Here is a 16,975-nt window from a genome sequence, read left to right on the forward strand (position 1 = left end):
GCCGCCTGGTCCGACGCCGAGTTGGGGCGTCCGATCCGCATCCGTAGCCTTTCGTGGGGATCTGGCCGCTGAGTCTCACCCCGAAAACGTGGACACCAGCGGTCATGCAAGCGAGCAGCATTTGTCGGGCTGCTGCTCGTATTCGATCGGGCTGAGGTGGTGGAGGGCGGACAGCGCTGCCATGCCGGCATCGCCGCTTCGGCGGAGGCGTAAATCCGTGGTGTGGGCGGCGCGTGCCGTACTACAGTCGGACACGCCTTCACCTCGCGGCTGCTGAACCACGAGGACCACGGCGGCGGCTCCGGTCCGTCGCCTTCTTCGGCGCGCTTTCGACCGCACCCGCTCTTGCATCGCTTTTCAGCAGCCCGAAGGACTTCACCATCATGCGTACCCGTCAGGACCGCCGTCTCGTGCGCCGCGACGAGCAGTGGCTCACCCTCCCGAACCCTTGGGACGTCCCCGTCGACATCTGCGCCGACGAACGTGTGCCGCTCGAACCGGCCGCCGTCGACGAAGTGATGTCCGTCCTGGAGACCGCCGACACCCTCGCCCTCCTCGCCGAGGCCGTACCCGGCCACGACGGCCCGCCGCCCCGCCTGGTCCGCCTCGTCCTCACCCCCGACTTCCACAAAGGCGCGGGCATCCCGATCGGCACGGTCATCGAGACCGAGGGCGCGCTGCTCCCGCAGGCGGTCGGCAACGACGTCAACTGCGGCATGCGGCTGGAGGTCACCTCACTCACCGTGGAGCAGGTACGGCCGCGCCTGGACGCCCTGGAACGGCGGCTGCGGCACTTGTTCTTCGAGGGCGGCCGCCGCATCGCCCTCACCCCCGCCCAGCGGGAGGCACTCCTGCGCGACGGGCTCCCGGGGCTCTTGCTCACCGGCGACGCCCCCTGGCAGGGCCACCAGCCGACCGACGCCGAGGACTGCCTGGACCACATGCACGCTCCGGTGCACCCGACCGGCACCGCCGAGGCGTTCGCCGACTGGATCACCAGCGCGGGCGGCGCCCAGACCGCCAGCCATGACAGCCTCATCGGCAGCATCGGCGGCGGCAACCACTTCGCCGAACTGCAGTACGTGGCACGGATCCACGATCCCGCCGCCGCGTACGCGTGGGGCCTGACAGCGGGCGCGGTCGTCCTGATGGTGCACAGCGGTTCACTGGCGCTGGGACACCAGGCCAACGCCACAGCGCTGGACCGGCTGCGCCAGACCTGGCCGCCGGGGTTGTCGCGGCCCCGCAACCAGATCCTGCCGTTCCTGCTGGACGAGCGCACGGCCGCCGCCCGGCGCCGCTACCTGGACGCGTTCGGCAACGCGGCCAACTTCGCCTCAGGCAATCGGTTCTTCCTCGCCCTCACCATGCGGGCCGGGCTCGCCGCCGAATGCGGCCAGATGACGGCGCGGCTGGTCTACGACGCGCCGCACAACCTGTTCTGGCAGGAGGAGGACCGCGTCATCCACCGCAAAGGCGCGACGCCGGCGGGTGGTCACGAGCAGATGGCCGGTGGCCCGTACGCGATGTGGGGCGAGCCCGTGATCGTGCCCGGGTCCATGGGAGCGTCCAGCTACCTGCTGCGGGGCCACGGCAACGCCCGCACGCTGGCCAGCGCCTGCCACGGCGCCGGACGGCGCGTCCCGCGCGGCGCCACCGCACGGGCCGGCGACCGGGAACTCGACGAGTTCCTACGGGAGTTCCGCGTGGTCACGCCGCTGGACCACCGCGATCCGACCGTGGCGCGCCGCGCGGACGTGATGGCGGCCTGGCGGCGCGATCTCAAGCAGGAAGCTCCATGGGCGTACAAGGACATCGGACCCGTGGTGTCGAGCCTGCACGCGGGAGGTGTGGCGGACCCGGTGGCCGAGCTGCGCCCGCTCCTCACGGTCAAGGGCTGACCGCCTTCCCCGTCGCACGGTATCGGCGGCCTGTGGGGCGCGAATGTTCGGCGACTGCGTCCGATCTGTGGGTTCGCGGAACCTACTGGATCTTCAGCTCCGTGGTTCAAGCTACTTTGAGCAATTGCTCAGATGACAACGCTCAAGATCTGCAGGCATGTCGAGACGCTGTAGGCCGGCGCATGAATCGAATATCCGAGCCCCGCACCATGCGAAGCCCTCGCAGGGCTATGACATGGACGGATGCAATTGTCGGCAGACGCAGAGTTCGTCATCGGCAGACTGCCGCGCGACCTCCTGGCGGTGTTGGAGGTGACGCCGGCGAACAACGACTTCCAGGTCAGGGGCGAGCTCAGCTGGGGGCTTACGGAGGACGAGCTGGGGCACGCGAACCGCATTCTCCAGGGTGTCACTGACGAGTTTTGTGGCCGCCTGACCTCCCTGAGATGAGCGCGCGACTATTCGATGCTCTCCTTGACCTCCACCTCGTGGTCGGCCTTCGCAGGTGTGTAGCCGGCGTTTCCCGCCCACTTGACGGTGTGTAGGTGTAGTGCCCTGTCTCGGCCGGTCTGTCGGAGAAGTTGTACGTCCCGTTCTTACGGGCGGGCACCACCGGCAGTGTGGTCGTGACGGTGCCGTTGGCGTTGGTGACGGTGCGCTTCACCGTGAGCGGGTAACCCCATCCCGAGGGCGGGGGCGTGGGCAGCAACACGCCGCTGAGCGTCAGCATGACGCCGACGGGCCACTCCGAGGGACCCGTCACCGTGAGCGACGAGGTGTTCTTGACCGTCACTTTCGCCGAAGCCGTGCTCCAGCGAACGTCGGCGTCACCGATGGTTCACCACCCCGCCGGACGGGGGCGTCAGCGTCAGCGCGGAGGCCGGGAAGGTGATGTCCTCCACCCGCCACAAGTGGAGCCGTCTGGAGGAGGTGGTCTTCACGGCGAAGACGTCCGTGCCCGAGAATGCGAGGCGGTCTGTGCCTCCGGCCAGCGCCAGGTTGTCGAGCGCGTGGATCGTCGGCCCCGTCACAGCGTCGTACATCACGAGGTCCGCGCCGTCAGCCTCCCAGGCCACCACGTACGCCCCGTCCGGGCTGATCGCGACGGACGTGGGGGAGCCTTCGGCGGCCGACTCCCCTGCATAGGAGCGGATTCTCTCCAGGCTGTTGGCGTCCCACAGTTCGGTCCCGCGTTCGGCAGAGGCCGCCGAGAAGAATTTGGACCCGTCCGGGGTGACGGCGAGACCGCCCAGCCTGTCGAGGTCGTATGCGAATCCGTCGATCTTGCCGCGCAAGGTGGGAGTGCCGCTCACGTCATAGACGAACAGGTGGCTGGTATTCCCCACTTGACCCACGACCAGCGAGCAGCCGAGCACCGGAAATCTCTGATGTGACCACGATCGGCTGTGGTGCCGCCGCCGTCAGATCAAGCTCGACCACGCCGCCGTCCCAGTTGCTGTCACAGCCGTGGCCCACCCACAGCCATTCGCCGGACCGCGCCAGGCGCGTCGGGCACGGGTACGACGGGAGGTCGATGCGCCGGGTGATCTCCAGGGTGGCGGTATCGATCTCGACGATCTGCCGCGGACCGACCAGCGCCGCGTGCCGTCCTGCGACATCGCCAGTCCAGAGGCCTCTGTCAGCCCGCCGACCTCGCCCAGGAGATCACCGTCGGTATCGGCAATGACGCGTTGGTCCCCGCTCGAGACGAAGACCTTTCCGTTGCCGAGGGCCAGATCACCCGGTCTGTAGAAGCTGTAGTCCACGCCGAGGTCCGTCGTGGTGTCGGCGGCAGACGCGGCCGGGCTCAGCGCGACGAGGAGCCCGGCCACGCGGGAGGTGGGGCTGTCCTGCTTGCTGCCGGCGGGCCGTCCGCCCCGGCGGTCCAGATCACGAGATGACGTAGCCGGAGGTGAGGCAGTTCGGCACCACATGCGCCACGACATAGCAGATGACGTGAACCCGCAGGCCCACCTTCAGTTGACGCTCGATCTCATCTCGACCCGTTCCTCGACGGCCTACCTGCACGACGGCGCCACGCTAGCTCGACACACTTGACGATGAGGGAACCGTTCGTGGATCCGGCCGTGCAGAGATCGTCAAGTCTCCGACCCTACGCTGACCGGCGATCAACCTCTGCTGAAAGGTTCCGCATCCATGACGACCACCCGCCGTACCCTGCTTGCCGGATCGGCCGCGGTCACCGCCGGTTCCCTGCTCGGCGCGCCCGCGGCGCGGGCGCACGCCCGGCCGGAGGGCAGGTCCAAGCCGACCGTCGTGCTGGTGCACGGCGCGTTCGCCGACGCCTCCGGCTGGAACGGTGTCGCCGGCCGGCTCCTCCGCGACGGCTATCCGGTCCTGGCTCCGGCGAATCCGCTGCGTGGCGTGGCCGCCGACTCCGCCTACCTGGCCGGCATTCTCGCCACGCTCAGCGGCCCGTTGGTGCTTGTCGCGCACTCGTACGGCGGGATGGTCATCACGAACGCCGCGACCGGCAACGCCAACGTGAAGGCGCTGGTCTACGTCGCCGCTTTTGCCCCCGGCGAGGGGGATACGTTGCTGGGCCTGCAGACGAAGTACCCCGGGAGCAAGCTGGGGGAGACGGCGCTGGACTTCCGTCCCTACGGTGAGGGCCTCGTCGACGGGTACGTCAAGCACGCGGTCTTCCGCGAGGTGTTCGCCGGCGACCTGCCCAGAGCGACCACCGAGCTGATGTGGGCCGGTCAGCGGCCGAGCGACGTGCGCGCGCTGCAGGAGCCGTCCGGCGCTCCGGCGTGGAAGGAGATCCCGTCCTGGTATCTGGTGGCCCGGGACGACAAGGTGCTTCCGGCCGCGGCGCAGCGGTTCATGGCGCAGCGGGCCGGCGCACGTACCGCCGAGGTCAACGCCTCGCACGTCGCGATGATCTCAAAGCCTGCCGTGACGGCCGACCTCATCAAACGCGCCGCGCGTTGACCACGCTTCTTCCACCGATTCCCCACGAGGACGGAACCTTGCATCAGCGTGCCTACGAAGGCCAGTGCGCCGCCGAAGAGAACCGGCACACCTCCGTGAAGTCGCCCAGCCGCAATCCGAAACTGACGCTGTTCGCGCTGGCACTGGGCACCTTCGCGATCGGCACCGGCGAGTTCGGCAGCAACGGCATCATCCAGCTCTTCGCGTCCGATCTGAACGTGTCGATCCCGGTCGCGACTCACGCGATCACCGCCTACGCCATGGGGGTGGTGATCGGCTCGCCGGCGATCACCCTGCTCGCCGCCCGGGTCAACCGGCGCACGCTGCTGCTTGGCATGATCGTCCTGTTCCTGATCGGCAACGGGCTGTCCGCGCTGGCGCCGAACATCGCGCTGCTCGTCGTCTTCCGGTTCGTCGCCGGTAGCGTGCAGGGCGCGTTCTTCGGCGCCGGAGCCGTCGTCGCGGCGTACGTGTACGGCCCAGGCAAGGGCGGCAAGGCATTCGCCACCGTCATGGGAGGACTCACCATCGCCACCGTCGTCGGGTCGCCGCTCGGCACCTTCATCGGTCAGAACGCCGGCTGGCGCACCATGTACTGGGTCGTGGTCGCCATCGGCCTGCTCGCCGGCACCGCCCTGGTGATCTGGCTGCCCCGTACCCATGACCTGCACGGCGGCTCCATCACCAGCGAACTGCAGGCCGTACGCCGGCTCAACGTCTGGCTGATGGTCACCGTCGCGGCACTCGGCATCTCCAGCATCTTCGCCGTCTACACCTTCATCGGCCCGTTCATCACCGACGCGGCGCTGCAGGACGCCTCGCTCATCCCGATCGCGCTCGCTGTCTTCGGCCTCGGCATGGCGGCCGGCAACCACCTCGGCGGACGCATCGCCGACCGGTACGCCAACCGCGGCCTGACCTGGGGCTACAGCGCGGTCCTGGCACTGCTGGCGCTGATCGGCGTGGCCGGCGGCAACCTGGCGATCCTGCTGCCCTGCCTGTTCGGCGTCGGCGCGACCATGATGTTCGCGATCCCCACCATCCAGGTCCGGCTGACCGGCTTCGCGCCGGACGCCCCCACCCTGATGGGCGCGCTCAACCTGGCCGCGCTCAACCTGGCCAACTCGCTGGGCGCGATCGGCGGCGCCATCACCCTCAACGCCGGCTGGGGGACCTTGTCCACCGTCTGGGCCGGGTTCACCCTCACCAGCGCCGGCCTGCTCCTGTACATCGTGACCGTCGCCCGGGTGAAGCCCGTTCCCCCTTCCCCGCTGAGCAACTCGGCCGGAGCGGAACTCCAGCCGGAGATGCGTTCCGACCCCGTGTGACGGCCCGGCGGGTCTGGCCGCAGCCGTGTACGGGGGCGTCCGAGGGTCTCGTCACCGTGTTGCCGGACCGCGACGGGTTCGGCGGCCAGGTTGCCAAGAGCGCCCGGATCGAGAACTACCTGGGCTTCCTGAACGGGGTCAGCGGCGGGCACCTGACCCGGCTGGCGATGGTCCAGGCGCTCAAGTTCGGTGTACGGATCCACTCGCCCTGTGCGGCGGCGGGCCTCGATCTTTCCGACGATCGACGGCCGACCGTCCTGCTGGAGAATGGCTCACACATCAAGTGCCGCGCGGTGATCGCCGCTACCGGTGCCTCGACATCCCGCAATGAGTGACATTCGAGAAGTCGGACTGCATCCGGTACGCGGCGACCGAGGTGGACGTCCAAGGGTACGAGGATCAGCCTGTGACGGCCGTAGGGGGCGCCAACTCGGCTGGGCAGGCAGCCCTCTCCCTCGCCGCTCACGGCGCGGCGGTGGATCTGATCGTCCGCGGTGCTGATCTCGGAGCCCGGATGTTGTCCTACCTGACCGACCGGATCCGCACGCATGCCCGGATCAGGCTCCACACCGGCAACATGGTTCGCGAACTGCCGGGCGATGGCACTCTCGCGTCGATCGTCGTCGAACGGCCGGATGGACGACAAGACCGGCTGGCTTGCCGCGCACTGTTCTGTTCCATCGGCGCCGACCCGGCGTCGAGCTGGTTGGCCGGCGTGGGCAAGGACGACGACGGCTTCGTCCTCACGGACAGTCGGCTGCCCACCAGATCGTCCAGTACGCCCCTGCCTTTCGAGACGAGCGCGCCCCGAGTCTTCGCGGTCGGCGACCTCCGCTCAGGCTCGACAAAACGAGTGGCCAGCGCTGTCGGCGATGGCGCGGGTGCGGTCTCACCCGTCCACGCGGCGCTCGCGAGCGATTGATGCCTCTATCGGCGCCACCGTGGACCTGGCCTCTGTCGATGTTCGAAGAGCCGACTCGGGTTGCTGAACGGCGGTCGGCACGGCTGATCTGACGGAGCGTTCGAGTGTTGGAGCATGTGTCGAGCACAGCGACCGTCATCTGTACGTGGGTGCCGGTATGTTCTGGGTACAGGAACCATCGTGCGGCGCCACCTGCGGTGATCAGACTGGGGTGTACGCGGTGCTCGGTGTGTGCTCGCGCGCCCCATCACACGCCATCAGGACCCGGCACCGCCTGACACACAAACGCGCTGAGGGCTTCTAATTCGACGGCCGCGACCTGGTCGCGGCGGCCGACGCCGACTTCGGGCCGGCCCGGCTGCGCACCGCGGCGTTCGTCCGGGTCCTGGTGCACACCGGGGTCCGTATCGAGGAGGCGGTCGCGGCCGAGCTTGGCGCGCTCGGATATGCGCGCGGGGTGCGGACGTTGCGGATCGTCGGTAAGGGTGACAAGCCGAATATCAGGCGTCTGCCGGTGGAGACCGGGTATGTGCTGGACCGGTACCTGGAGGACCGGGCGCGCCGCGCCGGCGTCGAGGTTTCGACCTGCCGGGGCGGATCTTCGTGACGGACACGGGCGGCCGCTTCTACCGGTCGTCTGCGTCGAAGCTGGTCGAGCGGATCGGCCGCCAGGCCGGGATCGAGGCGAAGGTGACCCCGCATGCGCTGCGGCATACGTGGGCGTCGATCGCGAAGGACCTGGGCGCGTCTCCGAACGACATCAAGGAGGCCATCGGCCACGAGGACCTGAACACGACGATGCTGTACCTGCACACGGCGAACCAACTGGAAAGAGATCCTTCCCAGTTGGTGGCAGCGGCACTGGCATGGTGGCCTGCTCCAGCACGTCGGTGGCCAGGTCGCGCGGGTCCCGCTGCTCGATCAGCATCGATTCGCCTCCAGGCGACCCTCGCCCTGGCCAGCGTCGTCGGCCTAGATTTGCACGTATGGATGAGGACGAATATGTCAGTATCGGGAGCGCCGATTATCTTTCCCGGTTACTTCGGGAATACGGCCTGACCAGGCGCCAGGTGGATCACCTCGTGATCCGTAACCCACTCTATTCCATCCATCATTCGGTGCTTCGTTCGCAAGGCGAGTTCGGCTGTGCGGGCGATGCTGAAGCGCTGCGATTCTGCCGCGAGATCGCCGAGTACATGGTGCAAGAGTTCGGCATCAGGAGGCGCGAGGCCGTGGGACGCGTCAACGAGGCCTGGGCGAACCCGGAACACCGTAACTGGATCGTCGGCGACGATATCGCCTACCACGAGACGGCAGGCTATTGGGCCAAGAACATCTACTACGGGCCGGACTGGCGCTGGCAGACGCCCAAAGGCCAGCAGCCGACTCCGGTGCCCTTCAATGAAGATCCGTGATCGGCTGTTGCCGATTGTTCGCCGCACGAAGCTGTACCGCTCGAATATTGAGTCCCGGGGCCTGAGCTGCGGATGCTCCTATTGATGCAGGGCAACGCCAAGACGCTGGAAGGCGCGCCCAGCACTCGGACCGTGATGCGCAGTTCCGATACCTGAATAAGCAGTCCGCGAATATCGCGATGCCGGCCAGCCGGTGATCAGCGTGGACACCAAGAAGGAAGGAACTGATCGGGCCATTCAAGCACGCCGGGCGGCAATGGCGGCCGGCTGGCGAGCCGGTGCTGGCCAATGTCTACGACTTCGCCGAGTCGGCCGCGGGCAAGGCGATCCCGTACGGGATCTACGACCTTGCGGCCAACACCGGCTGGGCACCGACCATGACACCGCCGCGTTCGCGGTTTCCTCCATCCGCCGCTGGTGGCACGCCCAAGGCAGCGCCACCTACCCGCACGCCACCCGGCTGCTGATCACGCAGATGTCGGCGGCGCCAACGGCTGTCGCACTCGGGCCTGCAGAGCGAGTTGGCCCGGCATCGGCCAGGCCGTCATCAGCCGGAAGAAGGCGGCTCGATGAGCAGAGGCCTGTTCCGATGATGATCGCCGCGAAAGCGCCTGTTGTAGTCCGCTGCCAGCCTGTCCTGGACGTAGGCGTGCCGGAACTGGTAAACGGAGCCGACCTGTCGGATGCCCGCCTGATCGTATCGGCCGGCGGACGATCGTCAAGGCTGAAGAGCGTCCCGTGGTCTGCCACGGCTCAAGCCGCGGGGCACTTGACGGAGCGTTCGGATGTTGGAGCACGTGCCGAGCACGGGGACCGTCGTCCATACGCAGTCCCGGCGTCGCTCTGCGGTACTGAATCCATTGTGTGGCGCCACCCGCAATGACTACATCAGGGTGTTCGCCATGCTCGGTGCGTGCTCGTACGCCCGTCACGTGTCGTCAGGGCCCGGCACTGCCTGACGGATGCGTTCTGGAATTGTCGCCTAGCGCTTGCGTACTCCCAATGTGCTCGCGTGCACCAACCCCGCACACACCATGATCCATTCACCGCCTCCGACTGCTGCGGGAGGAGCGGCGGCCCCGCCTCGCCGGGCAAGGCGACGAGTGCGCGGCCGGATGCTCAATCCGACTGTCGGCTTCTGCTCAGAGTGAGCCACGGGACGAGATCTCGCCCGGGGCGCCTCATCGCGGGGGAGCAGCTGATGGCAGGATCACACGCGTTCCGAAGTGTGGTGATCACAGCCGGCCCTACGCCGATGCGAGGTCTGGCCGGACGTCGGGCAGGTGGGCGACCGCCCCCGACGACTGCGGACCATCCGCATGGTGTCGGGTGAGTCACGCACCCTTCACTTATGCTGATCTCAGCTTCCGAGCGCCAGGTGGGGCCATGCCGCGTGATCTGCCCGAGTTCGAAATCGAAGCCGTAGTGGTCTGGCGCGGCCGTCAGGGGGACCGGCTCCACACGCTCGTGGTGGTCGACGACGGGTTACGTCCCACGGCCGGCGACACCCTCGCCGCTCTGCTCAACCAGGCCGCCGCACAACCCGGCCCCGCCACCGACACCTGGATCGCGGTCCGCGCGCCGGTGTTGCCCGGCGAGGACGCCTCCTACGGTCTGCACCGCTTCCCGCAGGGCGACGGTCTGCCGGACGATGAGCTCGTGCCGGCCGCGCTCGGCTTCCTCGACGCCATGGAACCCACCCGCCAGGTGGAGGTGTCAGGACCGTTCAAAGGCAGGAAAGGCCGTCCCGCCTACCTTCTGCGCGCCGAGATCGACGCCAGGACCTGGCAGTTCGTGCTGGTCACGCGGGCCGGGCCGCCGCGTGGCCGGCGGCTGCGGGTGCTGTGCCGGCGGCTCGCCGATGCGGCTGTGGCCGCGCACGAGCCGGCCCTGCTCATCGACACCTGGATCGTCGACGAACGGCTGGAGCTCTTCCCCTACCACCGGCCACCCGGAACCACGGACCGGGCGCTGGCCCTGGACGCGGTCAAGGCCCTGACGGCGAGATTACGCATCAGCGGCCCGTACCGGCTGGCCGGGATGGGCTTCCGGGCGCACCTGATCACCGGCCAGTTCGCCCGGGCGACCCACCAGGTCTGCTACCTCGAACCGGACACCGGCGACACCCCGCCCCTCACCGAGTCCGCCGCCCGCCCGCTGTTCCTCAGGGTCCTCGGCGAGGTGCCGGTCACCCAGCCGGAGTGGCCGGCCGCGCGGATCTGGGCCGTGTATCCGCACACCGGCGACGTCTGGACCACGCTCGCCGTCCCGCCCGTCTCCCGCCATCGCCGTAGGAACGCCGAGGCCGTGCTCTTCCTGTACGGCACCTCGATCCTGCGTTCGCCCACCGTCGAATGGCCCGCCTGGGCGCAGGCCGGTCAGCTGCGTAAGTTCGCCCGCAAGCACGGCCTGCGCGTTCTGCAGGTCCAGCCGAAGGACGGCCTGCCGCGCAGCCTGATCATGACCCAACAGGACGACGTCGGCGAGGTCGGCGACGCCGCCGCCGAGGCCGACCTCTATCTGCGCGAGACGATCTCGTTCATCGAGGAGGAACGGCTGCTGCCGGCCTTCCGCTCCTACGTCTACCACCGCTACCTCGTGCCGCCGTCCACCTCCGAGGAGGTGAGCGCGTCGATCGCCGTCGGACTGCGCCTGGCGGACCGCCTGCTGGACGAGGACCGCTTCGACCACGCCGAATGGGCAGCCGCCTGGGTCGCCACCCTCGCCGAGCAGGCCGGCAGGCACGACGAGGCCCGGGTGGCCCGCAGGATCGCGGCCATCTCCTGCGAGTACCTGGGCTGGGTCGACGAGGCGGTCACGCACGTCACCGCCGCGCTCGGCAACCCGGCGGGGTTCGCGGACCCTCTGGTCGAAGACCTCCTCAACATGAGCGCGGGCATCTCCCTCACGATCGCCTTCTCCGACCACGAGCCCGAGCGCCGCTACCTGTCGCCCCTGGACGAGGAGTCGCGCACGCTGCTGGAGCGGGCCGCAGCCCACCTGGAGCGCGCCCGCGAGGGGTACGCGGCCCACCTGGAGCGGGCCGGCGAGGGGCACGTGGCCGGTCAGGGCGCCGAGGCCGAGCGGTCCCTGCGCACGATCGAGCTCTACCGCTGGCGGGTCATCGACCTGCTCGGCGACCACGCGGCCGCCGCCCAGCACCTCTTCGAACTGGCCAAGGCCCCGGATCTGGCCCACGACGAAGCCCTCGCGCACACCGCGGGCTGGTTCATGCTGGCGGCCCTGCGCAAGCGCGCCTACACCGAGCCCATCGCGCTGCGCCGCTTCGCCGAGGAGATGGAGCAGCACACGGCCCGGACCCAGGCGTACGGCCTGATCAGCGCCAGCAAGGAGACGCCCGTCTACGTGATGGGCGGTGACCTGGCTCTGGACGTAGGGGAGCCCCAGGTCGCCTATGCGCTGTTCCAGGCGGCCAGGCAGGGCCAGCGGGCCGGGTACGTCAACCAGATCAGGCCGCCGCGCCCCAGGGAGACGCACGGCGGGTGGATGGCCATCGACGTGATCGGCCGGCTGGCGCGCATCGCCACCCGGCATCCCGAAGTGGTGCAGGCGCGGCCGCTGGAGGTGCTGCTGGAGATCGAGAACGCCAAGAGCCGCTGGTTCCGCCGCGACCTCGTGCTCGGCCTGCCGAACCGCCTTCCCGCCGCCCGTGCGGACGCCGGCGAACCGGCCGCCGAGCTGCCCTGGGAGGCGCTCGCCGACCCCCGCGTGGACCTCGCGGAACGCGCCTGGCAAGGAGAGCAGGACGAGCCGCCGGCCATCGTTGACGAGGAGGCCGTCCGCGCCCTGTGGCGGCGGCTGCCGGAGCGTACGGCGCTGATGTCGTTCTACAGCGGCGCGCACGAGACCTTCCTCGCCGTCCTGCGCGACCCCGACGGGCCGCCCGCGATGCTGCGCCTTCCGCTGCCGGCCGGCCGGCTGGAGCGGGTCGTCACCCGCATGCAGGCCTACTTCTCCGCCGCGGGGCTCTTCGGGGCGGTCGATCCGCGCGATCCGGGCCGCCATCACGCTCGTTTCCTGAGCGGCCTGGACGAGGTCGGCGAGGCGCTGGCGGCCGCCCTGCCGTACCTGGAGGACCGCGAACTGGTGGTGGCCCTGCCGCACCAGCAGTGGCACAACCTGCCGGTGCACGCTCTCCTGCTGCCCCGCCTGTGGCGGCGCGGCCACCGGCCGGGCTGGACGTACGCGCCCAGCCTCGGCATGCTCGACTTCCTCATGTCCAGGTCCGCCGCCCGGGAGGACCCGCGGTTCGTCCGGGCCGGGGTGACCACGGCGCCGCGGCCGGGCGACGACCTCGAGGCCATGGGCAGCGCGCACCACGCGCTCGTACGGGTGCTGACCGGCTCGTTTTCGAGCATCCGTGAGACGTTCGGCGAGCGGGCCACGGTCGAGGCGTTCCAGCAGACGACCCGGTCGGTGGTGCTGCACCACCTGCTCGCCCACGGGGCCTTCCATGACACGGCGGACGTGATGCGTTCGGGCTTCGCGCTCAGCCCCGCGCCAGGCGGGCCGGACGGCGCGCTGCTGTCCGGCCGTGACCTCATGCGGCACGGCACCCGGGCCGCCCACGTCACCCTGCAGGCGTGCTCGCTGGGCCGCGGCGTGAGCGCGGCCAGCGACGAGATGTGGGGTCCGACCAGGGCTTTTCTCGCCGCGGGCGCCGACACGGTGGCGGCGCCGCTGTGGGACGTGGACCTGGCCTCCTCCACCCGCGTCCTGGAGGAGTTCTACCGGCTCTGGCTGCGGGACGGCGTCCCGAAGTGGCGGGCACTGGCCGACGCGCAGCACGCGATGTACGACGATCCGGACCGTCCCGAGTGGCGGCATCTCTACCATTGGTCTGCCTTCAAACTGATCGGTTGCTGAGGAGCGCCCATGCCCCCCATCGAGGACCTGCGTGAAGACGAAGCGGTACGCGTGCTGCAGCACCTCATGACGGCCTTCGACCAGGACGAGGAGCCGGCCACCACCCAGCAGGAGATCGAGGCCAAGACGGAGCAGGACCGCGTCTTCGTGCGCGAGCTGGCCGACGCCCTCGACGTACGGATCACCGTCGGCGCGCCCGCTCCCTCGGCGCGGGAACTGCTGGCCGAGCTGGCCGCCCTGCCCGACGTCGCGCCCGAGGTCGAATCCGCCGTCGACCGGGTGCGTCAGCGCAGCACGCTGCCCATCGGCCCGGACACGATCGCCGCGGTGATCGCGGTCGGCGCCGCAGTGGCGATCATGCGTCCCCGGATCGAGCTGCGCAGGAAGCGCAAGGACGACGAGCTAAGGTTCGTCGCCGACGTCAGAGGCGTGCCGAACGTCGGCCGGATCGTCCAGATGCTGATCGACCTGCTGAGCAAGTAGGAAGTCCATCAGCCGCTGCCGGTCACGCAGCATCCTCTCCAACTGCTCGCCGTGCTGCCGCGGCCGTTCGGCCGCCAGCTGCCGCTGGATGTCCAGAGCCGCCTCGATGTCGGCCTGGGCGGCCGCCGCGTCGCCCAGGTACGCGCCCACCACTGCCTTGTTGAACAGGGTCGCCGCGATCAGCGGGCGCTGTGCCCGTGCCTGCGCCGGCGCCAGCTCGCCCGCGGCCGTGACGGCGCGCCGGGCCAGCTCGGCGGCCTGGACGAGGCGGTCGTTCTCGCGCAGGGTGGCGGAGAGGTTGTTGAGGACGAGCAGGAGCTTGGGCAGGAAGGCGGCCGGATCCTCGTCCGCCTGCCTGCGCCGGATCTCCAGCGCCTGGTACAACCCGGTCAGCGCCTCCTCGCGGCGTCCCAGCCGCGACAGCGCGTACGCCTCGTTGGCCAGGGCGCCGGCGAGGTCGGCGTCGTGCTCGCGCGGGTGGGCGCCCGAAAGCTCGCGCAGGATCGCCACCGCCTCCGAGACCGACGCCAGCGCCTCCTCCTCGCGCCCGCTCCGGCCCAGGGTCGTGCTGAGGTTGCTGAGCGAGGCGGCGTAGGCGGCGCGATGGCCCGGGGAGGTCCCGGCCAGCGCCCGGTTCAGCTCGACCTCCTCGACGATGGCGGCGTGCGCCTCCTCCAGCCGGCCCAGGCCCATGAGGCAGTTGTAGAGGCTGTTGAGCGCGAGCGCGAGACTTTCACGCGCGCCCGGGATCGACCGGTACAGCCGCACCGCGTCGCGCAGGGCGTCCGCGGCCTCGTCGTCGTGGCCGAGCTCGGACAGCCGCTTCCCCTGCAGCCACCGCAGGTCGGCGGCGGACGTCTGCGCCGCCTCGTCCGCGCTGGTCAGGCCGGAGGTCACCGGCAGCAGGATCGCCAGGGCCGACTCGTCGAGCGCGGCCGGGCCGGGAAGCAGCTCCTCCAGCGTGGCACCCGCGCGCAGCGGCTCGTCCAGGGCGAGCGCCAGCGCCGCGTCGAGCGTGCCGGTGACGCCGGTGCCGAGCGCCGCCGTCAGCGCGTTCTGCAGCCCGGCCAGGTCGTGGCCCAGCACCGCGGCCAGCGCGCGGACGCCCTCGGGGCGGTCCGCGGCGCTCCTGGCCAGGGCGACCATGGCGCGCCAGGCTCGCCGGTCCGACAGCTTGTTCAGCAGGCGGGCGGCCAGCTCGGGCCGTCGCGTGAGCTGGCCGGCGGCCAGGCCGAGCATGAGGTCCTCCGGCCAGGCCGGTCGGCGGGTCGTGGGCACCGCCTCGGGCGGGTAGGCCGTCCGCAGCCAGCGCACCAGCTCGCGCCGCTCGTCCCCGTCGGCGTAGGCGAGCTCGGGCACGCGCAGCAGCAGCTCGCCCAGTTCGAGGTCGCCGTCGCCGAACACCGACCCGTCCAGCGCGGCGGCCACGGTCAGTACGTCGCGCAGCAGGTCGAGGCCGGGCGCCAGGCCCAGGTCGGCGGCCACCGCCAGCCACCGTTCCTCCTCCAGTCGCAGCAGCCCGTCGACGTCGAGGGTCACGTCGCGGCCGTCGGCGAGGAGCGTGGCCAGGGCGGCGGCCTGCACGTCCAGCGGGGTCGCGGCTCCGAGCGGCCCCCCAGACGATGGCGGCCGCTCTGACGGCGGCGGCGCGAGGCCCAGCTTGGCGGCGAAGGCGGCGCAGACCGCGGGGAAGTCCAGCTCCACGGACGGCAGGGTGAGGCTTTCCGCCTGTCCGACCAGCGCGAACGCCTCCTGTTCAGGAGAGGTGGGGACCTCTTCCACCCACGTCGCCCACATCATGGGGAACGACCTGGCCAGCAGCAGCACCCGCGTACCCGGCCTGCCGATCGCGCCGGCCAGCAGGCCGGCCAGGGCACTGACCTCGTGGGCGTCGGCGTCCTCCACGATCACCAGCGCCGGCCCCTCCGGCTCCGGCGGCCGCCCGCCCGGCCGCGCCCAGACGGACGGCGCTCCAGCGGCGGGAGGGCCGAGCGCGGACAGCCGCGCGGCCAGCTCGACCGCCAGCCGCGTCTTGCCGGTCCCGGCCGGGCCGGAGACCAGGCGCACCGAGGTGGGGCCGGGCGCGGTCGCCCAGGTCACCAGGTCATCGAGGACGTCCGTGCCGCCCGCGTAGGGGGCCGCGCGGAGCTCGGGAACGAGCAGGGTCAGTGGTGCGAGCGCCATGGGTGCCCTCCGCCGGGCCGGGTGCCGATTCGAGCATGCCAGCCCGCGTCCCGCCGGTCCACGTACCTCGATCCGCTAGATGCCGCGGGTCTGGGCCGTGCAGCCCGGGTCGGAGGAGGCTCCCGTGTCGAACAGGGCGCCGAACTTCACGAACACCTGGTGCGCCTTCGGCCTGGTCACCGAGATGTTCCGCGAGCCCGTACGGCCGCCCTGGTACCTGACGGCCTTGAACACGACGTCCGGCCTGGCGTCCTGCGTGAAGTAGAAGCGGACGGTGTTCCTGCCGCCGACGTCGCCGGAGATCCGCCAGGACACCTGGTTGAACACGTGCTGTGTCCCGGTCGTCAGGTAGCGGACGCGGATCTCGATGCCGAAGCCGCCGTCCGCGCAGCGTGCGGTGAGGTAGCTGTCGGCGGATGCCATGGCGGGCGCGGCCGTGATCGACGCGGTGATCGAGGTGGCCAGGCCCATGGCGGCGACGACGGCCACGTTGCGCAGGATCTTCATGGTGTCCCTCCCGTAGGTCCTGGTCACCATTCATAGGAGGCGGCGGTATGCCGCAGGTATGTCGGACTCGCGTGCCATGCTGTGCCGGTGATGGTCGACTTCGATGCCGAGCTGTGGATCTGGGATGCCCGGCGGGATGAGAGCTGGACCTTCGTCAGCCTGCCTGTCGAGGAGTCCGAGGAGATTCAGGACCTGACCGGCGGGCCGCGGCGGGGGTTCGGTTCGCTGCGGGTGCGGGTCACGATCGGCGGGAGCAGCTGGAAGACCTCCATCTTTCCGGACAAGGGGCGCGGTTGCTACGCGCTGCCGATCAAGCGGGCCGTGCGCGAGGCCGAAGGGCTCGGCGCGGGGGACGTGGCGAGCGTGACCGTCGAGCTCCTCGACGTCTGATCA

General features: G+C 70.2%; 15 protein-coding genes and 1 pseudogene. 13 read left to right on the top strand and 3 right to left on the bottom strand.

Annotation, left to right across the window (positions count from 1 at the left end):
* Positions 1-383: 383 nt before the first annotated feature.
* Positions 384-1,901: an RtcB family protein gene (locus ABZS69_RS35625; RefSeq protein WP_355379792.1), complete on the top strand. Its 1,518-nt coding sequence runs from the start codon at positions 384-386 to the stop codon at positions 1,899-1,901.
* Between the two features lie 249 nt (positions 1,902-2,150).
* The gene (locus ABZS69_RS35630) at positions 2,151-2,351 is read left to right on the top strand and encodes a hypothetical protein (RefSeq protein WP_355379793.1); all 201 of its coding nucleotides are present in this window, start codon (positions 2,151-2,153) and stop codon (positions 2,349-2,351) included.
* A gap of 377 nt (positions 2,352-2,728) precedes the next feature.
* On the opposite strand, the gene ABZS69_RS35635 is transcribed toward ABZS69_RS35630, so the two are convergent.
* Complete coding sequence (locus ABZS69_RS35635) at positions 2,729-3,247, bottom strand: WD40 repeat domain-containing protein (protein ID WP_355379794.1); 519 nt, start codon at positions 3,245-3,247, stop codon at positions 2,729-2,731.
* Positions 3,248-4,058: 811 nt separating this feature from the next.
* Here ABZS69_RS35635 and ABZS69_RS35640 point away from each other — a divergent pair.
* The 10 genes and pseudogenes from ABZS69_RS35640 (at position 4,059) to ABZS69_RS35685 (ending at position 13,891) form a co-directional block, all read left to right on the top strand.
* The gene (locus ABZS69_RS35640) at positions 4,059-4,856 is read left to right on the top strand and encodes an alpha/beta hydrolase (RefSeq protein ID WP_355379795.1); all 798 of its coding nucleotides are present in this window, start codon (positions 4,059-4,061) and stop codon (positions 4,854-4,856) included.
* Positions 4,857-4,894: 38 nt separating this feature from the next.
* A complete protein-coding gene (locus ABZS69_RS35645) occupies positions 4,895-6,184 on the top strand; it encodes an MFS transporter (protein ID WP_355379796.1) in 1,290 nt (429 codons plus the stop codon).
* A 59-nt stretch (positions 6,185-6,243) separates the two neighbouring features.
* Entirely contained in the window at positions 6,244-6,519 is a 276-nt protein-coding gene (locus ABZS69_RS35650) for a hypothetical protein (protein WP_355379797.1), read from the top strand.
* A complete protein-coding gene (locus tag ABZS69_RS35655) occupies positions 6,516-7,106 on the top strand; it encodes an NAD(P)/FAD-dependent oxidoreductase (protein ID WP_355379798.1) in 591 nt (196 codons plus the stop codon). Before ABZS69_RS35650 ends, ABZS69_RS35655 begins: the two co-directional genes overlap by 4 nt.
* A 388-nt stretch (positions 7,107-7,494) precedes the next feature.
* The gene (locus ABZS69_RS35660; RefSeq protein ID WP_355379799.1) at positions 7,495-7,713 is read left to right on the top strand and encodes a hypothetical protein; all 219 of its coding nucleotides are present in this window, start codon (positions 7,495-7,497) and stop codon (positions 7,711-7,713) included.
* Positions 7,710-8,165 (top strand): tyrosine-type recombinase/integrase, encoded by a 456-nt coding sequence (locus ABZS69_RS35665; protein WP_355379800.1) that lies wholly within the window; start codon positions 7,710-7,712, stop codon positions 8,163-8,165. The genes ABZS69_RS35660 and ABZS69_RS35665 overlap by 4 nt, the downstream gene beginning before the upstream one ends.
* The gene (locus ABZS69_RS35670; RefSeq protein WP_355380013.1) at positions 8,093-8,521 is read left to right on the top strand and encodes a hypothetical protein; all 429 of its coding nucleotides are present in this window, start codon (positions 8,093-8,095) and stop codon (positions 8,519-8,521) included. The genes ABZS69_RS35665 and ABZS69_RS35670 overlap by 73 nt, the downstream gene beginning before the upstream one ends.
* 84 nt (positions 8,522-8,605) lie before the next feature.
* Positions 8,606-9,037: pseudogene (locus ABZS69_RS35675) on the top strand (ISAzo13 family transposase); the annotation flags it as partial.
* An 870-nt stretch (positions 9,038-9,907) separates the two neighbouring features.
* Positions 9,908-13,408 (top strand): CHAT domain-containing protein, encoded by a 3,501-nt coding sequence (locus tag ABZS69_RS35680; protein ID WP_355379801.1) that lies wholly within the window; start codon positions 9,908-9,910, stop codon positions 13,406-13,408.
* A 9-nt stretch (positions 13,409-13,417) separates the two neighbouring features.
* The gene (locus ABZS69_RS35685; protein ID WP_355379802.1) at positions 13,418-13,891 is read left to right on the top strand and encodes a hypothetical protein; all 474 of its coding nucleotides are present in this window, start codon (positions 13,418-13,420) and stop codon (positions 13,889-13,891) included.
* Here the strand turns inward: ABZS69_RS35685 and ABZS69_RS35690 are convergent.
* Positions 13,811-16,075 (bottom strand): tetratricopeptide repeat protein, encoded by a 2,265-nt coding sequence (locus ABZS69_RS35690; RefSeq protein WP_355379803.1) that lies wholly within the window; start codon positions 16,073-16,075, stop codon positions 13,811-13,813. The genes ABZS69_RS35685 and ABZS69_RS35690 overlap by 81 nt on opposite strands.
* 75 nt (positions 16,076-16,150) lie before the next feature.
* Positions 16,151-16,582 (bottom strand): hypothetical protein, encoded by a 432-nt coding sequence (locus ABZS69_RS35695; protein WP_355379804.1) that lies wholly within the window; start codon positions 16,580-16,582, stop codon positions 16,151-16,153.
* Positions 16,583-16,672: 90 nt separating this feature from the next.
* Between ABZS69_RS35695 and ABZS69_RS35700 the strand changes: the two genes are divergently transcribed.
* Complete coding sequence (locus ABZS69_RS35700) at positions 16,673-16,972, top strand: DUF1905 domain-containing protein (RefSeq protein ID WP_355379805.1); 300 nt, start codon at positions 16,673-16,675, stop codon at positions 16,970-16,972.
* Positions 16,973-16,975: the final 3 nt, after the last annotated feature.

It is taken from the genome of Nonomuraea sp. NPDC005650, from assembly GCF_040605375.1.
GTDB lineage: Bacteria > Actinomycetota > Actinomycetes > Streptosporangiales > Streptosporangiaceae > Nonomuraea.